This window comes from Thalassobacillus sp. C254, from assembly GCF_001310615.1.
On record NZ_BAXQ01000021.1, the window covers coordinates 31,070 to 49,555 of the forward strand.

The following is an 18,486-nucleotide window of genomic DNA, read 5'->3' on the forward strand; positions in this document are numbered from 1 at the left end:
TGCTATGAATCACCTTTCTTAGCTTACAATAAATTTTTTTTAGAAACAATTGTTTCGATTAAATTATTGTCCACTACTTTTCTTAATGATTTCTTCAGAAACACTCTTAGGCACTTCTTCATAGTGGTCAAAGTACATGCTGTACGTTCCACGTCCTTGTGTGTTAGAACGAAGGTTTGTAGCATAACCAAACATTTCAGCAAGTGGTACAAATGCACGGATCACCTGAGCATTCCCACGAGCTTCCATACCTTCAACACGGCCGCGACGGGAAGTTACGTCACCCATAACGTCACCCATGTATTCCTCTGGAACCACAATTTCAACTTTCATAAGCGGCTCAAGAAGCACAGGGTTACACTTGGTTTTTGCCTGCTTAAGTGCCATAGAAGCAGCTACTTTAAATGCCATTTCGTTGGAGTCAACGTCATGGTAAGAACCATCAAAGAGCTTGGCTTTTACATCAATAAGCGGGTACCCTGCCAACAGACCATTTTGCATTGACTCAGCAATGCCCTGCTCTACAGAAGGAATATATTCACGAGGAACAACCCCACCTACGATTTTGTTTTCAAATTCAAAGCCGGCGCCTTCTTCATTTGGTTCAAATTCAACCCAAACGTGACCATACTGACCGCGTCCACCGGACTGACGGACAAACTTTCCTTCACATTTTGCACCTTGACGAATCGTTTCACGGTAAGATACCTGAGGAGCACCTACAGTAGCATCTACTTTGAACTCACGTCTTAGACGGTCAACAATGATATCAAGGTGAAGTTCTCCCATTCCAGAGATAATTGTTTGACCAGTTTCTTCATCGGTCTTTGTCTGGAAAGTTGGATCCTCATCAGCAAGTCTTGCAAGGGCAATACCCATTTTATCCTGGTCTGCTTTTGACTTAGGTTCAACAGACAAGGAGATAACCGGTTCTGGGAATTCCATAGATTCAAGGATTACGCGATCCTTTTCATCACATAGAGTGTCCCCAGTTGATGTATCTTTCAAACCTACTCCTGCTGCAATATCACCAGCATACACACTGGAGATTTCTTCACGAGAGTTTGCATGCATTTGAAGAATACGACCTACACGCTCACGCTTGTCCTTAGTTGAGTTACGAACATAAGAACCAGAATCAAGTCTCCCTGAGTACACGCGGAAGAACGTCAGCTTACCAACGTAAGGGTCAGCCATTACCTTAAAGGCAAGTGCTGAGAAAGGCCCGTTATCGTCAGCTTTACGCTCTACTTCTTCCTCAGTGTCTGGAAGATGACCTTTGATAGGAGGTACATCAAGCGGCGATGGAAGATAGTCAATGACAGCGTCAATCATTAATTGAACACCTTTGTTTTTGAAAGCAGAACCGCAAAGCACAGGGTAGAATTCTACACTTAGTGTAGCTTTACGAACAGCTGCTTTTAATTCGTCATTGCTGATTTCTTCACCTTCAAGATATTTCATCATAAGATCTTCATCGAGTTCAGATACTGCCTCAATTAGCTTCTCACGATACTCCTCAGCTTGAGCCTTGTATTCTTCTGGGATTTCACGGGCCTCTGTACGAGTTCCGAGATCGTCCAAGTAGAAGAATGCTTCCATTGTAACAAGATCAATGATACCCTCAAATTCGTCTTCAGCACCAATCGGTAGCTGAACTGCCTGCGCATTAGCACCTAGACGGTCTTTAAGAGTACCCAAGGAGTAGATGAAATCTGCTCCGATTTTATCCATCTTATTAACAAAAACAATACGAGGTACATGATATGTGGTCGCCTGGCGCCACACTGTTTCTGTTTGTGGTTCCACACCAGATTGTGCGTCAAGAACCGCAACTGCCCCGTCAAGTACACGAAGAGAACGCTCTACTTCTACAGTAAAGTCTACGTGCCTGGTGTATCGATTATGTTTACACGATGGTCTTTCCACTGAGCGGTGGTAGCAGCAGAGGTGATAGTAATACCACGCTCTTGCTCTTGCTCCATCCAGTCCATTTGAGATGCACCTTCATGAGTTTCACCAATTTTATGGATACGACCAGTATAATAAAGGATACGTTCTGTGGCAGTCGTTTTACCGGCATCGATGTGAGCCATGATACCGATATTACGAGTTTTTTCTAAGGAGAATGCTCTTGCCATAGACTCCTTCTCCTTTCTCAAATCCTAAGTTGGTTGAATTATTTTTTTATAATATCTACCTGACAGATTACCAGCGATAATGAGCAAATGCTTTGTTTGCTTCAGCCATACGGTGAGTGTCCTCACGCTTCTTAACTGCTGAACCAGTATTGTTTGCTGCATCCATAATTTCATTAGCCAAACGTTCTTCCATTGTTTTCTCTCCGCGAAGACGAGCATAGCTCACCAACCAGCGAAGTCCCAATGTTGTACGACGATCAGGCTTAACTTCAATCGGTACCTGGTAGTTTGCACCACCTACACGACGAGCTTTAACTTCCAGCACAGGCATGATGTTTTTCAATGCTTGATCGAATACTTCCATTGGCTCTTGATTTGTACGTTCACGTACGATATCAAAAGACTTATAAAGAATGTTTTGAGCTTTACCTTTTTTACCGTCAACCATAATGCGGTTGATTAGACGAGTGACCAATTTTGAGTTGTAAAGCGGATCAGGCAGCACGTCACGGCGAGGTACAGGTCCTTTACGAGGCATGGATCACCCCTCCTTTCTTGTCTTTATTTTTATTTCTTCGGCTTCTTCGTGCCGTATTTAGATCTGCTTTGCTTACGATCTTGTACACCAGCAGTGTCTAGTGCACCACGAACGATGTGATAACGTACCCCTGGAAGGTCCTTAACACGTCCTCCACGGATCAATACCACACTATGTTCTTGTAAGTTATGGCCAATTCCCGGGATGTAAGCAGTAACCTCGATCCCGTTTGTCAAACGAACACGTGCATACTTACGCAATGCAGAGTTCGGTTTCTTTGGCGTCATTGTTCCAACACGAGTACATACTCCGCGCTTTTGAGGAGCAGACTGGTCTGTTTGAACTTTTTTGAAGCTGTTAAACCCTTTGTTCAAAGCTGGGCTGTCAGACTTCTTTGTTTTGTTTTGACGTCCTTTACGGACAAGTTGGTTAATAGTAGGCATCCAATTTCCTCCTTCCTTAAGCTATTTTCAAGACCACCGATCCAGGTGGTTCAATTGAAGACAAAAGTAAAGTTTTTGCTAGCAGAGAGAACCCTGCCAGCAAAAACATTATCCCTTTTTCAAGGCAACCGTTGCAGCTCCTACATCAATTCCACAAGCTTTACCAAGCAGCTGCATAGAATCGACAGTGTGAATGGGGATATTTCTATCTTTAGCAGCTAAGATGATTTTGTTGACAACACGCTTTTCTGCATCCTCGGCAACAATTACTTCATCTGCTGTACCCGCTTCTAAAGCTTTCAACGTCTGCTTCGTTCCTATCACTACTTCAGCGGCCTGTGTTACTTTTTCATAAGACATTAGTCATCCTCCAAAGCACAGGGTGTTAGGCGCACTTTGATATCATATCACTCTGAAAAACGAGTGTCAACACTCTTTTACTCATGATTCATAATTGCTTCAACACTATCCGCTTCAGGCTTTTCCACTGTTTCACTTATATCTGACTTCAATGAACGATATCTCTGCATCCCTGTTCCGGCTGGAACAAGTTTACCGATAATAACGTTCTCTTTCAGTCCTACAAGCTCATCACGTTTTCCTTTGATTGCCGCATCTGTAAGGACACGAGTCGTTTCCTGGAAGGATGCAGCTGACAAGAAGGAGTCTGTTTCAAGAGACGCTTTCGTAATACCAAGAATCACAGGGCGGCCCACAGCCGGCATTTTGCCTTCTGCCAGTACTTTATGGTTAGCATCGTCAAAATTGTGCACTTCCACAAGGCTACCAGGCAGTACCTCTGTATCTCCGGAATCTGCGACACGGATCTTACGAAGCATTTGACGGACCATTACCTCTACGTGTTTGTCGCCAATTTCTACCCCTTGCATGCGGTATACCTTTTGAACTTCTTTTAGCAGGTATTCTTGTGTCCCATGAAGACCTGAAACAACCAGTAGTTCTTTCGGGTCGATGGAGCCTTCAGTTAAAGGATCACCCGTTTCCACATGATCTCCTACTCCTACTTTAAGGCGTGCGCCATATGGGGTAGTATAAGATCTTGTTTCCTGATCCCCTTTTATTGTTACTTCTTTTTTATCGCCAGCTTCCTGAACCTCCGCTACTTCACCGGACAATTCAGTAATAACGGCTTGCCCTTTAGGATTTCGTGCTTCAAATAGTTCCTGGATACGCGGGAGACCTTGTGTAATATCGTCTCCTGCCACCCCGCCTGTATGGAACGTACGCATGGTGAGCTGGGTTCCCGGCTCTCCGATAGATTGTGCTGCAATAATTCCTACTGCTTCTCCAACCTCTACGTCACTTCCAGTAGCAAGGTTTCTTCCGTAACATTTCTTACATGCACCGTGTCGCGTATCGCATGTAAATACAGAACGGATCGTTACCGTTTCCACTCCGGAATCTTCAATTACTTTTGCTGTATCTTCATTAATCAGTTCATTCTTCCTGATCAGCGTTTCATCTGTTTCTGGGTGGCGCACAGTCTTAAAGGCCACACGCCCTACGAGACGGTCATACAAGTCCTCAATGACTTCATTCCCTTCCCTAAGAGCACTCACTTCAAGGCCTCTGTCTGTTCCGCAGTCATTTTCCCGAATGATAACATCCTGGGCAACATCAACAAGGCGACGAGTAAGATAGCCTGAGTCGGCTGTTTTCAGAGCTGTATCCGCAAGACCTTTTCGTGCTCCGTGCGTGGAGATAAAGTACTCAAGTACTGTCAGACCTTCACGGAAGCTGGACTTAATCGGAAGCTCGATAATACGTCCAGACGGGTTGGCCATCAATCCGCGCATTCCAGCAAGCTGTGTAAAGTTAGATGCGTTACCACGAGCACCAGAGTCACTCATCATGAAGATTGGGTTTTGGGGATCTAGTGTACCCATTAAGCGTTCCTGAATGATATCCTTCGCTTCACTCCAGATGGAAATAACTTTATCGTAGCGCTCTTCCTCAGTAATTAAACCGCGGCGGAACTGCTTCATAACCCGTTCCACCTTCAGGTCAGCATCATCAAGAATTTCTTGTTTTGTCTTCAATACTACAATGTCTGAAACCCCGACAGTGATCCCCGCTTTAGTGGAATAATAAAACCCTAGGTCTTTCATTCGGTCAAGCATCTTCGACGTTTCAGTAATCTGGAAGTCTTTAAATACTTGAGCGATGATGTCTCCTAAGAAACCTTTCTTAAAAGGAGGAACAACGTCTCTGGATTCAAACTCTTTTTTAACGTCCGTAGTGTTAGGCACCATGTATTTCGCTGGTGTAGCTGTTTCAAGGTTTGTTCTCGTAGGTTCATTTACAAAGGCAAATGAGCTCGGCATAATCTCATTAAAAATTAACTTCCCTACGGTCGTTAACAACAATTGATTATTCTGCTCTTCGGTAAAGGTCGTCTTTTTCAAGGAGGCAACAGGGATCGCAATCCTGCTGTGTAAATGTACGTATCCATTTTGGTAAGCAGTTAATGCTTCATTGGTGTCCTTGAAGACAGAACCTTCTCCATCTGCCCCTTTTCGTTCCAGAGTGAGATAATAGTTCCCTAAAACCATATCCTGGGAAGGAGTTACAACAGGCTTTCCATCCTTAGGATTAAGGATGTTCTGCGCTGCAAGCATAAGGATTCTTGCTTCCGCTTGTGCTTCCGCTGAAAGAGGAACGTGAACAGCCATTTGGTCTCCGTCAAAGTCCGCATTATACGCCGTACATACGAGAGGATGCAGCTTAATCGCTCGACCTTCAACAAGCGTTGGTTCAAATGCTTGAATACCTAGTCTGTGTAACGTCGGCGCCCGGTTTAATAGTACTGGGTGCTCTCTGATTACCTCTTCTAGTACATCCCATACTTCCGGCTGCACTCGCTCTACTTTTCGTTTCGCACTTTTGATGTTGTGGGCAAGTCCTTTGCTGACAAGCTCCTTCATTACAAAAGGCTTAAACAGCTCAAGCGCCATTTCCTTTGGAAGACCACATTGATACATTTTAAGAGCGGGCCCTACTACGATTACGGAACGGCCGGAATAGTCAACACGCTTACCTAGTAAGTTTTGACGGAAACGGCCTTGTTTTCCCTTCAACATGTGGGAAAGGGATTTCAACGGACGATTCCCCGGCCCAGTTACAGGACGGCCGCGGCGTCCGTTATCTATTAATGCATCTACTGCTTCCTGAAGCATTCTTTTTTCATTTTGAACGATGATATTTGGTGCTCCTAGATCTAAAAGACGCTTCAATCGGTTATTTCTGTTTATTACACGACGGTATAAATCGTTTAAGTCCGACGTGGCAAACCGGCCACCGTCAAGCTGCACCATTGGACGCAGTTCAGGCGGAATTACCGGAAGAACATCAAGAATCATCCATGATGGATCATTCCCTGAGTTTCTAAATGCTTCGAGAACTTCTAGGCGCTTAATCGCTCTCGTCCGGCGCTGGCCTTGAGCAGTTTCCAACTCTTCTTTCAACGTTTTAACTTCTTTGTCTAAATCGATATCTGACAAAATCTTTCTAATTGCTTCGGCTCCCATTTGAGCCGAAAAGCCTCTTCCGTACTTATCATAGTACGAACGATATTCCTTCTCTGAAAGAAGCTGCTTATATTCTAGAGGGGTGTCTCCAGCATCAGTCACTACGTACGAAGCGAAATAAATGACTTCCTCCAAGGAACGAGGTGACATGTCTAAAACAAGGCCCATTCGGCTTGGAATCCCTTTAAAATACCAGATATGGGATACTGGTGCAGCAAGTTCAATATGTCCCATTCGTTCACGGCGGACTTTCGCTCTTGTCACTTCCACGCCGCACCGGTCACAGACCACGCCTTTGTAGCGGACCCTTTTGTACTTGCCACAGTGACATTCCCAATCTTTTGTTGGTCCAAAGATACGTTCGCAGAAAAGTCCGTCCTTTTCAGGCTTTAACGTACGATAATTAATTGTTTCCGGCTTTTTCACTTCACCGCGAGACCAGGAGCGAATCTTATCCGGAGAAGCAAGACCAATTTTCATGTATTCAAAGTTATTTACATCTATCAAGGGGTCAACCTCCCTTTCGAACTTTCAGGTTGTAGGGAAAACAGCGGAGCGAAAGGCGGGATGTCCTTTCGCTTCCGGCAAACAGTGTTGTTATTTAGGCGTTCTCACTGGACTCCATTTTCAGGTTCAGCTTGTCATTAGACTGCTCTTCTTCATCGTCTAACTCTTTCATTTCAATTTCTTCTTCCGTACTAGAAAGCATCTTCACATCCATGCCAAGAGCTTGCAGCTCTTTAATCAGTACTTTGAAAGATTCAGGCACGCCTGGTTCAGGGACATTTTCTCCTTTGACGATTGCTTCGTAAGTTTTTACACGTCCTACGACGTCATCAGACTTCACTGTCAGAATTTCCTGCAGTGTATAGGCAGCCCCATATGCTTCTAGCGCCCATACTTCCATTTCCCCAAAACGCTGACCGCCAAATTGGGCTTTACCGCCAAGCGGCTGCTGTGTAACAAGGGAATAAGGGCCAGTTGAACGAGCATGAAGCTTGTCGTCGACCATGTGAGCCAGTTTAATCATATACATAACCCCGACAGAAACACGGTTATCAAAAGTCTCACCGGTCCGGCCGTCGTATAGTATTGTTTTACCATCACGAGCCATTCCTGCTTCAAGCAATGTTTCCCACACGTCTTCCTCTCGGGCTCCGTCAAATACCGGAGTGGCCATATGGAGTTTCAGCTGGCGGGCGGCCATTCCTAAATGAAGCTCAAGCACTTGTCCGATATTCATACGAGATGGTACCCCTAGAGGGTTAAGCATGATATCAATCGGTGTTCCATCTGGAAGGTAAGGCATATCTTCCTCGGGAAGAATCCGGGATATAACACCCTTGTTCCCGTGACGTCCTGCCATTTTGTCACCTTCATGAATCTTACGTTTCTGAACGATATAAGCTCTAACCAGCTGGTTAACTCCCGGTGGAAGCTCATCTCCATCTTCACGGTTAAAGATCTTAACATCAAGACAATGCCGTCAGCTCCGTGGGGCACTCGCAGAGAAGTGTCCCTTACTTCACGGGCTTTTTCACCAAAGATGGCATGAAGAAGTCGTTCCTCAGCTGTCAGTTCTGTCATCCCTTTTGGAGTAACTTTCCCGACAAGAATGTCTCCATCTTTTACTTCGGCTCCCACTCTGATGATCCCTCGATCATCCAGGTTTTTAAGAGCATCCTCACTTACGTTAGGAATGTCTCGAGTAATTTCCTCTGGTCCAAGCTTTGTATCACGTGCTTCCGACTCATATTCTTCAATATGCACAGAAGTATATACATCGTCCTTTACCAGTCTTTCACTTAAGATGATGGCATCCTCGTAGTTATAGCCGTCCCATGTCATAAAGCCAACTAATACATTACGCCCTAGAGCCATTTCACCTTTTTCCATCGATGGGCCGTCAGCGAGCACCTCACCTTTCACAACCTGGTCTCCTTCACTCACAATTGGACGCTGGTTGTAACTGGTTCCTTGGTTTGAACGTATAAACTTGGACAAATTATATTTATCAAGGTCTGTCTTAACATCTTTACCGTCCACTGCCTCAAGGCGGCGAATCCATACTTCTCTAGCAGTGACACGCTCTACGATTCCCCTTGATTTAGAGACAATCGCTGCCCCTGAATCCTTAGCAGACACGTACTCCATGCCGGTACCCACAATAGGAGCTTCCGGCTCTAACAAAGGCACTGCCTGCCGCTGCATGTTCGCACCCATAAGAGCACGGTTAGAGTCGTCATTTTCAAGGAAAGGGATACAAGCTGTCGCAGCAGATACAACCTGCTTTGGAGAAACATCCATGTAGTCTATTTTTTCTTTCGGCACAATGGTGTTCTCACCGCGGAAACGCGCAATGATATTCTCATCCACAAAGCTTCCATCATCAGTGAGCTTCGCATTAGCCTGAGCGACTACATAATTGTCTTCTTCATCCGCAGTTAAATAATCGATATGCTCAGTAACCTTTCCAGTCTCATGATCAACACGGCGGTACGGAGTTTCCATAAAGCCAAATTCGTTGACCTTTGCATAACTTGACAAAGAGTTAATCAAGCCGATGTTTGGACCTCTGGTGTCTCAATCGGACACATCCGGCCATAGTGAGAGTAGTGAACATCACGCACTTCAAATCCGGCACGCTCACGAGTTAACCCGCCGGGCCCAAGAGCAGAAAGACGGCGTTTATGCGTTAACTCTGCCAATGGATTCGTCTGGTCCATGAACTGGGAAAGCTGAGAGCTTCCAAAGAACTCTTTGATTGAAGCAATTACCGGGCGGATATTAATCAGAGCCTGGGGAGTGATAGCGCTTGGGTCTTGTATAGACATTCTTTCACGCACCACTCGCTCCATTCGTGACAATCCGATACGGAATTGGTTTTGAAGTAATTCACCTACAGAACGTAAACGACGGTTACCTAAGTGATCGATGTCATCTGTATCTCCCACCCCATGAAGCAGGTTAAAGAAATAGTTAATGGAAGCCACAATGTCTTCCGGAGTAATGTTTTTGACAGACTTGTCAATATTGCCATTACTGATGACATTGATCGCCCGGTCGGCATCCTGCTCATCAGGCGGATATATTTTGATAGACTGAATATCTAAATCGCCTTCTTGTACTACACCACCGCTGACAGAATATCTCTTAAATCCTACATTATTTTCAAGGTAAGGAATAAGTCTATCAAGAGTTCTGCGGTCGATGACTGCACCTTCTTCAGCAAGCACTTCACCTGTTTCTGGGTCTACCAGAGTTTCAGCAAGGCGCTGATTAAAGAGACGATTCTTGATATGAAGCTTTTTGTTCATTTTATAACGGCCGACATTTGCCAGGTCATATCTCTTTGGATCAAAGAACCTTGAGTCTAAAAGACTTTTAGCGTTTTCTACAGTCGGCGGTTCCCCTGGACGAAGGCGCTCATAGATTTCAATGAGTGCTTTTTCCGTTCCATCGGTATTGTCTTTTTCAAGAGTATTGCGTAAATACTCATCTTCACCCAGAAGATCAATAATCTCCTGGTCCGAGCTAAACCCAAGAGCTCGCATAAGTACAGATACAGGGATTTTTCGTGTGCGGTCGATACGAACGTAAACAATGTCTTTCGCATCTGTTTCAAGTTCCAGCCATGCTCCACGATTAGGAATGACCGTGGTGGTATAACCTTTCTTTCCATTCTTGTCCGTTTTATGGCTGTAGTACACACTTGGCGAACGAACAAGCTGGGATACGATAACACGCTCAGCTCCATTAATGACAAAGGTTCCCGTATCAGTCATTAGAGGGAAGTCCCCCATGAAAACCTCTTGTTCTTTAACCTCTCCTGTTTCTTTGTTCATTAATCGAACCTTCACTCGGAGTGGAGCAGAGTAAGTTACGTCTCTTTCTTTTGATTCTTCTACGGAATACTTTGGTTCTCCAAGGCTGTAATCAATGAATTCAAGGATGAGGTTCCCTGTAAAATCTTCTATTGGGGAAATATCCTGGAACATTTCCTTTATACCCTCATCTAAAAACCATTGATAGGAAGCGGTTTGGATTTCAATGAGGTTAGGTAATTCTAACACTTCACTGATTCTTGCATAGCTTCTTCTCTGGCGGTGGCGTCCAAACTGAATGAGTTGACCTGTCAACTGATTCACCCCTCAAATCTCGCAAATTGTTCGTCACTCTCGGAGCAACGACTTTCCAAAGGTGACAAGCAATAAGGAAAGAAAATATGTGAACACGAATAACCCCTTTTCAAACGAAAATGGAGTCACTCATGTTTCTTCCAAGCTGATTCACAAATAATAATCTTCTTGCTGTATTACGAGAGTGCTAACCATCAAGTTATGAAGAAACGTAAGATAAGCAAACAATGCAGCTTGAACTTACTGTTCAAATGCTTGGCGGAATCTGTAAAATAAAATTTTAATGCTCTTTCATTCGAAAAGTGCAAAATAAAAAATGGCTCTATAGAGAAACCACTATTTTCCATCTCCTGCCTTGATTATCCTATTGTTCCCCACTCTCTTGTTTTTTATTCACTACCTGATCATTTTCATTAATTCTCTTTGCATCATAAAATTGGTAGTTATACGCATTAAATAACAATAACACAAACCAATCTTCTGGTCAATTATTTTTTGGCCCTTAAAATATAATAACCTTTGTTTTTTTTCACGGTTTCGACGGACTCAAAGATTTCTTCCAGTCTTTCCTTAGCAGAAGGAGCACCTTGCTTTTTTTGTATTACTACCCAAAGTTCTCCGCCAGGCACCAAGTGGTTAAACGTTTGTTTGAAAAGCTCATGAACCACTTTCTTTCCGGCTCTGATCGGGGGATTGGTAACGATTGCCGAGAAGTCCTGCTTTTCTACTGAATCAAGCAAATCACTCTCTTGTATAGTGACATTGTTTATTTGATTGTCTTTTGCATTCCTCTTCGCCAGAGCAAGCGCTCTCTGGTTCACATCAACCATCCACACGTCTCTTTCCTTTTCAGCAGCAAGAGCAAGTCCAATAGGTCCGTATCCGCAACCCACGTCAAGAATCTCACCATCTGCCTCGGGCCACTCAAAAGCATCAAGCAAGGTTTGCGTTCCAAAGTCCACTTCTCCTTTTGAGAACACGCCTCTGTCAGTGGTGAACACTAGCTTATTACCACGTAAAACTGTTTTGATCTTTCGTTCTTCACTCTCACTAGAAGGGTTATGAGAATAATAATGATCTTTCATAACGTGCCTCCTCATTTATGAACTGTCCATCTATCCTACCAAAAGTAAATTGCAGAAAGCAAAAAATGCCTTGTTTTCCCAACTAAAATGATATTCTTCTCCACTACCCCCGGCATCAGATGACCTTCAAAACAAAACAATCGAACAAAAAGGCTCCCCCCTAGATTAGGAGGAAGCCGATATTGCTGCGTTACCTTACTTAACTTCTACGCTTGCGCCAGCGTCTTCTAGCTTGCCTTTGATTTCTTCAGCGTCTTCTTTGCTTACGCCTTCTTTGATTGTCTCTGGAGCGCCGTCAACTAGAGCTTTAGCTTCTTTCAAGCCAAGTCCAGTGATTTCACGTACGACTTTGATTACGTTGATCTTAGATCCGCCAGCGGACTCAAGAACTACGTCAAATTCAGTTTGCTCAGCTTCAGCAGCTTCTCCGCCTCCGCCAGCTACAGCTACAGGAGCAGCAGCAGTTACGCCAAACTCCTCTTCGATTGCTTTTACAAGGTCGTTCAATTCAAGAACGGACATTTCTTTGATTTCTTCAATGATAGATTCTTTACTCATTGTGAATCCTCCTTAAAATAATTGATTATATTTTTACGTACTTTACGCACTATACAGCGACGTTCGACTTATGCGCCTTCTTCTTCCTTTTGGTCGGCAACTGCTTTGGTAGCCAAAGCAAAGTTGCGCATTGGAGCTTGAAGTACGCTGAGTAGCATAGAAACAAGTCCGTCGTGAGATGGTAGGTCGGCAAGCTGCTTGATTTCATCAAGGCTTACTACACGTCCTTCAATCACGCCTGTTTTTAATTTCCAGCGCCTCATGATTTTTTGCAAAATTGTTAAGAACCTTAGCCGGCGCCACTACATCTTCTGTGCTTGTGGCGATAGCAGTTGGACCAACAAGATGCTCATCAAGGTCTGTTAGGTTTACTTGTTCAGTCGCACGGCGAGTCATTGTGTTTTTGTACACTTTGAAATCTACGCCAGCTTCACGCAATTGCTTACGAAGTTCAGTAGCTTCTGCCACGTCAAGTCCACGGTAGTCTACAAGGATTGTAGAAACGCTATTTTCAAGCTTTTCTGCGATTTCGCTTACGACTTGCTGCTTCTGTTCAATTACTTTGCTCATCGTCACACCTCCTAGTCTTCATACATTATTACCACACGATGACAAGGCTTCTATTCATTCACCCTTTGCTTATGCAATAAAAAAACCTTCATGTCCATAGACATGAAGGTTTGCTCTCATAATTATCCTATGTGATTTCTCACTAGGAATTATAGAAAACTACCTCGGCAGGAAGTTTAAGTGCGGCAAGCACTCCTGCTGTCTATGGTACGTCCGTATTGGTTTGTTTCAGGTTTCATACCTTTAACAGTATATATATTTCAAAGTAAGACGTCAAGTCTTATTTTAGGTTCAAAGTAGAAGTAGATACTTTCACTCCAGGACCCATAGTAGAAGCAACTGCTACGCCCTTCATATACGTTCCTTTAGCAGCGGCAGGCTTAGCTTTTACCAGCGTCTCGATCACTGTGTTAAAGTTCTCTTGAAGCTTTTCAGTATCAAAAGAGATTTTACCGATTGGCGCGTGGATGTTACCAGACTTATCTGTGCGATATTCAACTTTACCAGCCTTAATCTCACCTACAGCCTTTTCTACATCCATTGTTACCGTACCGGTTTTAGGGTTTGGCATTAGACCTTTAGGTCCAAGTACTTTACCTAGTCTACCAACTTGAGCCATCATGTCCGGTGTTGCAACAACAACATCAAACTCAAACCAGCCTTGTTGGATTTTGTTTACAAGATCATCTTCACCAACATAATCTGCTCCAGCAGCTTCTGCCTCTTGCGCTTTTGCACCTTTAGCAAAAACCAGGACACGTTGAGTTCTGCCAGTTCCGTGCGGAAGCACAACAGCTCCGCGGATTTGCTGGTCATTTTTCCTTGGGTCAACGCCAAGACGAACAGCCACTTCTACTGTTTCATCAAAAGAAGCAGGAGCAGTCTTTTTTACTAGCTCAATAGCTTCTTCGGCATTATATGCTTGTTCACGATCAATAAGCTTTACAGCATCTTGATACTTTTTACCTCTTTTAGCCAATTTCATTTCCTCCTCGTTGTGGTTTTAGCGGTTATACCTCCCACTAATAAAGGTTGCGTCGTCCAGTCATCTAGACGGGATCTCGCAACCCTTAATCAGGCAACGGCAATTAGTCTTCGACTACAATGCCCATGCTTCTTGCTGTACCTTCAACCATAAGCATAGCTGCATCAATGTCAGCTGCGTTAAGATCTGGCATCTTTGTCTCAGCAATTTCACGTACTTTATCACGCTTAATCGTTGCTACTTTGTTCTTGTTAGGTTCACCAGAACCGCTTTCCACTCCAGCAGCTTTCTTTAGAAGAACAGCAGCGGGTGGAGTTTTTGTGATGAAAGTAAACGAACGATCTTCATATACACTAATTTCTACAGGAATGATCATTCCTGCTTGATCAGCAGTACGAGCATTGAATTCCTTACAGAATCCCATGATATTTACTCCAGCTTGTCCTAGTGCCGGTCCTACTGGCGGAGCCGGATTCGCTTTCCCTGCAGGAATCTGCAATTTAACGACTTTCTCGACTTTTTTAGCCACGCGACACACCTCCTTAGTCCGTGATGTGGTTTCTCGGGCAAGAGCCTCCCACTCGAAAACGAACTTGATATCACAAGTTCGTTTGTTGAAGCTTATTTCAAACATTAAAAATCTTATCACTTCGCGAGAGGAACTGCAAGTCCAAATTTAAATCTTTTCAACCTGATGAAACTCCAGCTCCACAGGAGTCTCCCTGCCAAACATATTGACATGCACCTTTACTTTTTGCTTTTCTGTATTAATATCTTCAATGGTGCCGGTAAAGTCAGCAAACGGTCCTTCTTTCACCTTCACTGTTTCTTTAAGGTCAAAGTCCACCTCTGCTTTCGGAGCATCCACACCCATTTGCTTCAAAATGTTATCTACTTCATCAGGAAGCAAAGGAGTCGGCTTGGAGCCTGCTCCTGCAGAGCCTACGAATCCAGTCACCCCCGGAGTGTTTCGAACTACGTACCAGGAGTCATCTGTCATCACCATTTCTACAATGACGTACCCTGGAAAGACCTTGCGAGTGACCGCTTTGCTTTTTCCGTTTTTCACTTCCGTTTCTTCTTCAACCGGAACAAGCACGCGGAAAATCTTATCGGTCATCTCCATGGACTCTACCCTTTTTTCCAGGTTCGTTTTTACTTTGTTTTCATATCCAGAATATGTGTGTACTACAAACCAATTTTTCTCCATGTTCAAGTGGACGGTATGTCCTTCCCTCCTAACTAACAGGGGTCAGTTCAGCTATTAATCCAAGAATGTACGAACAAGGGTAGACAATCCTAAGTCTACCACGGCGAAGAAAATTGAAATAAAGAAAACCGTTGCAAGAACCACACCGGTATATTTTATTAACTCTTTACGAGTGGGCCAGGTAACCCGCTTCATTTCCCTGCCTACATCCCGTAAAAACTTCCCCGTATTTTTTACGCCGCTCGCCATAAGTGCCACCTCCAAAGCTTATGAGCCTCCTAAACCTACATGTCAATGAAACTATCTCTATACGAACCTTCACCGGTTTAAGATTCTCTGCAACAGAAAGCACAGCTCTTACGCTCCATCCTCTCCAATATTGGAGGAGATTATCCCTGGCTATTTATGAAAAAACCGCCTTTCGGCCTGGCTGTTCATTCCTTGCCTTCAAACAGTATATTTATAAATAAAAAAACAACCGCAGATTACTTTGTCTCACGATGAAGGCTATGCATATTACACTGTTTGCAAAACTTCTTCACCTCAATGCGGCCGGTCTCTGTCTGCTTCTTTTCAGTTGTATAGTTTCTGGCAAAGCACTGTCCACATGAGAGTACCACTTTCCTCCGCATTGAGCACCTCCTAAGTAAGCTCACACTTCGTCATATGCATGCGCTTAATCACCATATCATACAGGAATTTCACTGTCAATCAGCTGGAGGAAAGGGCCGAATTTTACCCTCAAAAAAACAAGGCAGCTGTCAAAGGATAAGCATGCCTTGTTTTTCAGTTATGAATATTTCGAAAATAAATGGTGAACGTTTTTCCTTTTACACTTATAAAGTTACGCCCTTTACTTCCATGTATCTTTCAAGCTTTCGTTTGACTCTTTGTAAAGCGTTGTCAATTGATTTCACGTGTCTGTTTAAGTCAGTCGAGATTTCTTGATAGGATCTTCCATCCAGATAAAGCATAAGTACCTTTTGTTCCAGGTCACTTAGTATTTCACTCATTTTCAGTTCGATGTCGTCAAACTCTTCCTGATTAATAATCAGTCTTCCGGGTCACTTACACGAGATCCGCATATGACATCCAGCAGAGTTCTATCTGATTCATCATCATAAAGGGGCTTGTCCAAGGAAACATAGGAATTAAGCGGCATGTGTTTCTGCCGTGTTGCCGTTTTAATTGCAGTAATAATTTGCCTGGTAATACATAGTTCAGCAAAAGCTCTAAAGGAGGAAAGCTTGTCTCCTTTAAAATCGCGAATCGACTTATAAAGCCCAATCATACCTTCTTGAACAATGTCTTCATGATCAGCCCCTATGAGAAAATAGGATCTCGCTTTTGCGCGCACAAAGTTCTTATATTTATTAATTAAAAACTCAAGTGCTGCTGTGTCTCCATTACGAACGCTTGCCACTAGTGCTTCATCTTCAGCCTTATTGAAATGGTGCTGCTTTGCATCTTTGAGGTCTGTGCCCAATACAATCCCCCCGCCTCGACTGATTGTATATTTCTAGAAATAATTATAAATCACCGTGAAACCAAGCGTCAACTACTCATCGGCCTTCTCGACGCCATTTGTCAAAAATTTCAGCAATTTCTTTTGATATGGGCAATTTCGTCTCAATTCGACGCTCTTTTGTCTCTTGTACTTGTCGAGAAATGCCTTCCTCCACCAGCTCCATTTCTATGCGAAGCTCCCGGGCTGACTTTCTCAGGGCCCCGCTTCCAAAAATCAAAGACTGCTCCGCATAGTCTGAAGTGGCGACATGTACTCGCGTTTCTACATTTTTAATTTCTCTTACAAGCTTTTCTATTCTTTCATCTGCTGTTTCATTCTCTCTTGTGTACACTACATCAATCCGGTAGTTAAGGTACTTCTTTCCCACGCCAGGAACCATGTGAGCATCAAAAATGACCTTTACCTCCCACCCTTGAACGCTTGGTACTCAGCCATTTTTTCAATTAACAAGTCCCGGGCCTGGGCGAGGTCCTTTTCCCTTAATTCTTTTAACTCCGGCCAGTCCCCGATAATGTTGTAGCCATCAACAAGCAAGACATCCTTCATTTCCATTTTACCCTTGTCCAATCGGCTTCCGTTTTCTCAGTACTTCAAACATTAACAAGCTGGCTGCTACCGACGCATTTAGTGATGTGACATGCCCTGTCATGGGAATACTTAGAAGAAAGTCACACTTCTCTTTTACCAGCCTGCTCATCCCTTTTCCTTCACTTCCAATCACCAGGCCAACAGGCATATCCCCGTCCCATTCACGGAAATCCTGCTTTCCTTTTGCATCAGTCCCTGCAAGCCACAGTCCTTTTTCCTTAAGCTCATCCATAGTCCGGGCCAGGTTTGTTACCCGCACGACCGGGACATGCTCAATCGCTCCAGTAGACGACTTTGCTACTGCCTGCGTTAAACCGACTGACCTGCGCTTTGGAATGATCACACCGTGGGCACCCGCTGCGTCTGCCGTTCGCAGAATAGACCCTAAATTATGAGGATCGGCAATTTCATCCAGTAGCAAAAAGAAAGGGTCTTCCCCTTTGTCACGCGCTTTCTTAAAAAGATCTTCAAGCTGTGCATATTCATAAGCCGCCACAGAAGCCACCACCCCTTGGTGACGGTTATTGCCGGCGAGCTCATCAAGTTTTTTCCGGGGAGAAGGCTGTACAAGAACTCCATTTTCCTTGGCAAGATCAAATACTTGTTTCATCTGCCTTTCCCGGCACCTTCAGCTGTCCACACTTTATTAATCGGCCTGCCTGCTCGTAAAGCTTCCAGGACAGCGTTTTTGCCTGTGATCCACTCCTCACTCATGACTTCTCACTCCTTTCCTGTTCTTCTTCCACGAGGGTAAATGTATAGTAAATAATTCTCTCCAAGCGTTCCTTGCGTTCCAGGAAGTATAAAAAACCTAGCAGCGCTTCAAAGGCTGTACTGTGTCTGTACGTGTTTTGATCCGTATTTTTTGGCACAGTTCCAGACTTCGCGTTTCTCCCTCTTCTCACCAATGCCTCTTCTTCCTCTGTAAGTTCCTGCTTTTCTAAAAGGCTTCTTACCGCCCGGGCTTGTGCCTTTGCGGAAACATACGATGTGGCGGTCTGGTGAAGCTTCTGAGGTCGTACTCTACCGCGGGCGATAAGATGATGTCTGACGTACATATCGTAAATAGCATCCCCCATATAAGCGAGGGCCAAAGCATTTAACTGCCGGGCATCTACTTGCTTCTCTCCTCGTTCCTCGTCCAGCATTTACC

Annotated in this window: 12 protein-coding genes, 6 pseudogenes and 1 other annotated feature; all 18 genes and pseudogenes read right to left on the bottom strand. The window is 44.1% G+C overall.

Annotated elements, in window-relative coordinates; genetic code table 11:
• Positions 1–63 precede the first annotated feature (63 nt).
• Positions 64–2,141, bottom strand: a pseudogene (gene fusA, locus JCM19033_RS16635) (elongation factor G).
• Between the two features lie 67 nt (positions 2,142–2,208).
• The gene (gene rpsG, locus JCM19033_RS16640) at positions 2,209–2,679 is read right to left on the bottom strand and encodes a 30S ribosomal protein S7 (RefSeq protein ID WP_054637133.1); all 471 of its coding nucleotides are present in this window, start codon (positions 2,677–2,679) and stop codon (positions 2,209–2,211) included.
• A gap of 29 nt (positions 2,680–2,708) precedes the next feature.
• On the bottom strand, positions 2,709–3,122 hold the full coding sequence (rpsL, locus tag JCM19033_RS16645; protein ID WP_054637134.1) for a 30S ribosomal protein S12: 414 nt from the start codon (positions 3,120–3,122) through the stop codon (positions 2,709–2,711).
• A 108-nt stretch (positions 3,123–3,230) separates the two neighbouring features.
• Entirely contained in the window at positions 3,231–3,482 is a 252-nt protein-coding gene (locus JCM19033_RS16650) for a 50S ribosomal protein L7ae-like protein (protein WP_054637135.1), read from the bottom strand.
• A 77-nt stretch (positions 3,483–3,559) separates the two neighbouring features.
• The gene (gene rpoC / locus JCM19033_RS16655; RefSeq protein ID WP_054637136.1) at positions 3,560–7,177 is read right to left on the bottom strand and encodes a DNA-directed RNA polymerase subunit beta'; all 3,618 of its coding nucleotides are present in this window, start codon (positions 7,175–7,177) and stop codon (positions 3,560–3,562) included.
• 94 nt (positions 7,178–7,271) lie between these two features.
• A pseudogene (gene rpoB, locus JCM19033_RS16660) lies at positions 7,272–10,809 on the bottom strand (DNA-directed RNA polymerase subunit beta).
• 488 nt (positions 10,810–11,297) lie between these two features.
• Positions 11,298–11,894, bottom strand: a complete 597-nt coding sequence (locus tag JCM19033_RS16665; RefSeq protein ID WP_054637137.1) for a class I SAM-dependent methyltransferase — start codon at positions 11,892–11,894, stop codon at positions 11,298–11,300.
• 195 nt (positions 11,895–12,089) lie between these two features.
• Complete coding sequence (gene rplL / locus JCM19033_RS16670) at positions 12,090–12,452, bottom strand: 50S ribosomal protein L7/L12 (protein WP_054637138.1); 363 nt, start codon at positions 12,450–12,452, stop codon at positions 12,090–12,092.
• Between the two features lie 68 nt (positions 12,453–12,520).
• Positions 12,521–13,022: pseudogene (gene rplJ / locus JCM19033_RS16675) on the bottom strand (50S ribosomal protein L10).
• 70 nt (positions 13,023–13,092) lie between these two features.
• Positions 13,093–13,248 (bottom strand) — a sequence feature (ribosomal protein L10 leader region).
• 54 nt (positions 13,249–13,302) lie between these two features.
• Complete coding sequence (gene rplA / locus JCM19033_RS16680) at positions 13,303–14,001, bottom strand: 50S ribosomal protein L1 (RefSeq protein ID WP_054637139.1); 699 nt, start codon at positions 13,999–14,001, stop codon at positions 13,303–13,305.
• Between the two features lie 109 nt (positions 14,002–14,110).
• A complete protein-coding gene (gene rplK / locus JCM19033_RS16685; protein WP_054637140.1) occupies positions 14,111–14,536 on the bottom strand; it encodes a 50S ribosomal protein L11 in 426 nt (141 codons plus the stop codon).
• A gap of 147 nt (positions 14,537–14,683) precedes the next feature.
• On the bottom strand, positions 14,684–15,217 hold the full coding sequence (gene nusG, locus JCM19033_RS16690) for a transcription termination/antitermination protein NusG (RefSeq protein ID WP_054637141.1): 534 nt from the start codon (positions 15,215–15,217) through the stop codon (positions 14,684–14,686).
• Positions 15,218–15,271: 54 nt separating this feature from the next.
• Entirely contained in the window at positions 15,272–15,466 is a 195-nt protein-coding gene (secE, locus tag JCM19033_RS16695) for a preprotein translocase subunit SecE (RefSeq protein ID WP_054637153.1), read from the bottom strand.
• A gap of 236 nt (positions 15,467–15,702) precedes the next feature.
• Positions 15,703–15,849 (bottom strand): 50S ribosomal protein L33, encoded by a 147-nt coding sequence (gene rpmG, locus JCM19033_RS16700; protein ID WP_054637142.1) that lies wholly within the window; start codon positions 15,847–15,849, stop codon positions 15,703–15,705.
• Between the two features lie 204 nt (positions 15,850–16,053).
• Positions 16,054–16,703 (bottom strand): annotated as a pseudogene (gene sigH, locus JCM19033_RS16705) (RNA polymerase sporulation sigma factor SigH).
• A gap of 76 nt (positions 16,704–16,779) precedes the next feature.
• Positions 16,780–17,291 (bottom strand): annotated as a pseudogene (locus JCM19033_RS16710) (NYN domain-containing protein).
• Between the two features lie 7 nt (positions 17,292–17,298).
• A pseudogene (rlmB, locus tag JCM19033_RS16715) lies at positions 17,299–18,047 on the bottom strand (23S rRNA (guanosine(2251)-2'-O)-methyltransferase RlmB).
• Positions 18,044–18,481, bottom strand: coding sequence for a Mini-ribonuclease 3 (locus JCM19033_RS16720; RefSeq protein ID WP_054637143.1), 438 nt, complete (start codon positions 18,479–18,481; stop codon positions 18,044–18,046). Before JCM19033_RS16720 ends, rlmB begins: the two are co-directional and overlap by 4 nt.
• Positions 18,482–18,486: the final 5 nt, after the last annotated feature.

What these genes read in the sequence shown, in the direction of transcription:
- nusG (WP_054637141.1), bottom strand. Translation starts at nt 15,217, where the DNA reads ATGGAGAAAAATTGGTTTGTAGTACACACATATTCTGGATATGAAAAC.
- rpsG (WP_054637133.1), bottom strand. Translation starts at nt 2,679, where the DNA reads ATGCCTCGTAAAGGACCTGTACCTCGCCGTGACGTGCTGCCTGATCCG.
- JCM19033_RS16665 (WP_054637137.1), bottom strand. Translation starts at nt 11,894, where the DNA reads ATGAAAGATCATTATTATTCTCATAACCCTTCTAGTGAGAGTGAAGAA.
- rpsL (WP_054637134.1), bottom strand. Translation starts at nt 3,122, where the DNA reads ATGCCTACTATTAACCAACTTGTCCGTAAAGGACGTCAAAACAAAACA.
- rplL (WP_054637138.1), bottom strand. Translation starts at nt 12,452, where the DNA reads ATGAGTAAAGAATCTATCATTGAAGAAATCAAAGAAATGTCCGTTCTT.
- JCM19033_RS16650 (WP_054637135.1), bottom strand. Translation starts at nt 3,482, where the DNA reads ATGTCTTATGAAAAAGTAACACAGGCCGCTGAAGTAGTGATAGGAACG.
- JCM19033_RS16720 (WP_054637143.1), bottom strand. Translation starts at nt 18,481, where the DNA reads ATGCTGGACGAGGAACGAGGAGAGAAGCAAGTAGATGCCCGGCAGTTA.
- secE (WP_054637153.1), bottom strand. Translation starts at nt 15,466, where the DNA reads ATGGCGAGCGGCGTAAAAAATACGGGGAAGTTTTTACGGGATGTAGGC.
- rpmG (WP_054637142.1), bottom strand. Translation starts at nt 15,849, where the DNA reads ATGCGGAGGAAAGTGGTACTCTCATGTGGACAGTGCTTTGCCAGAAAC.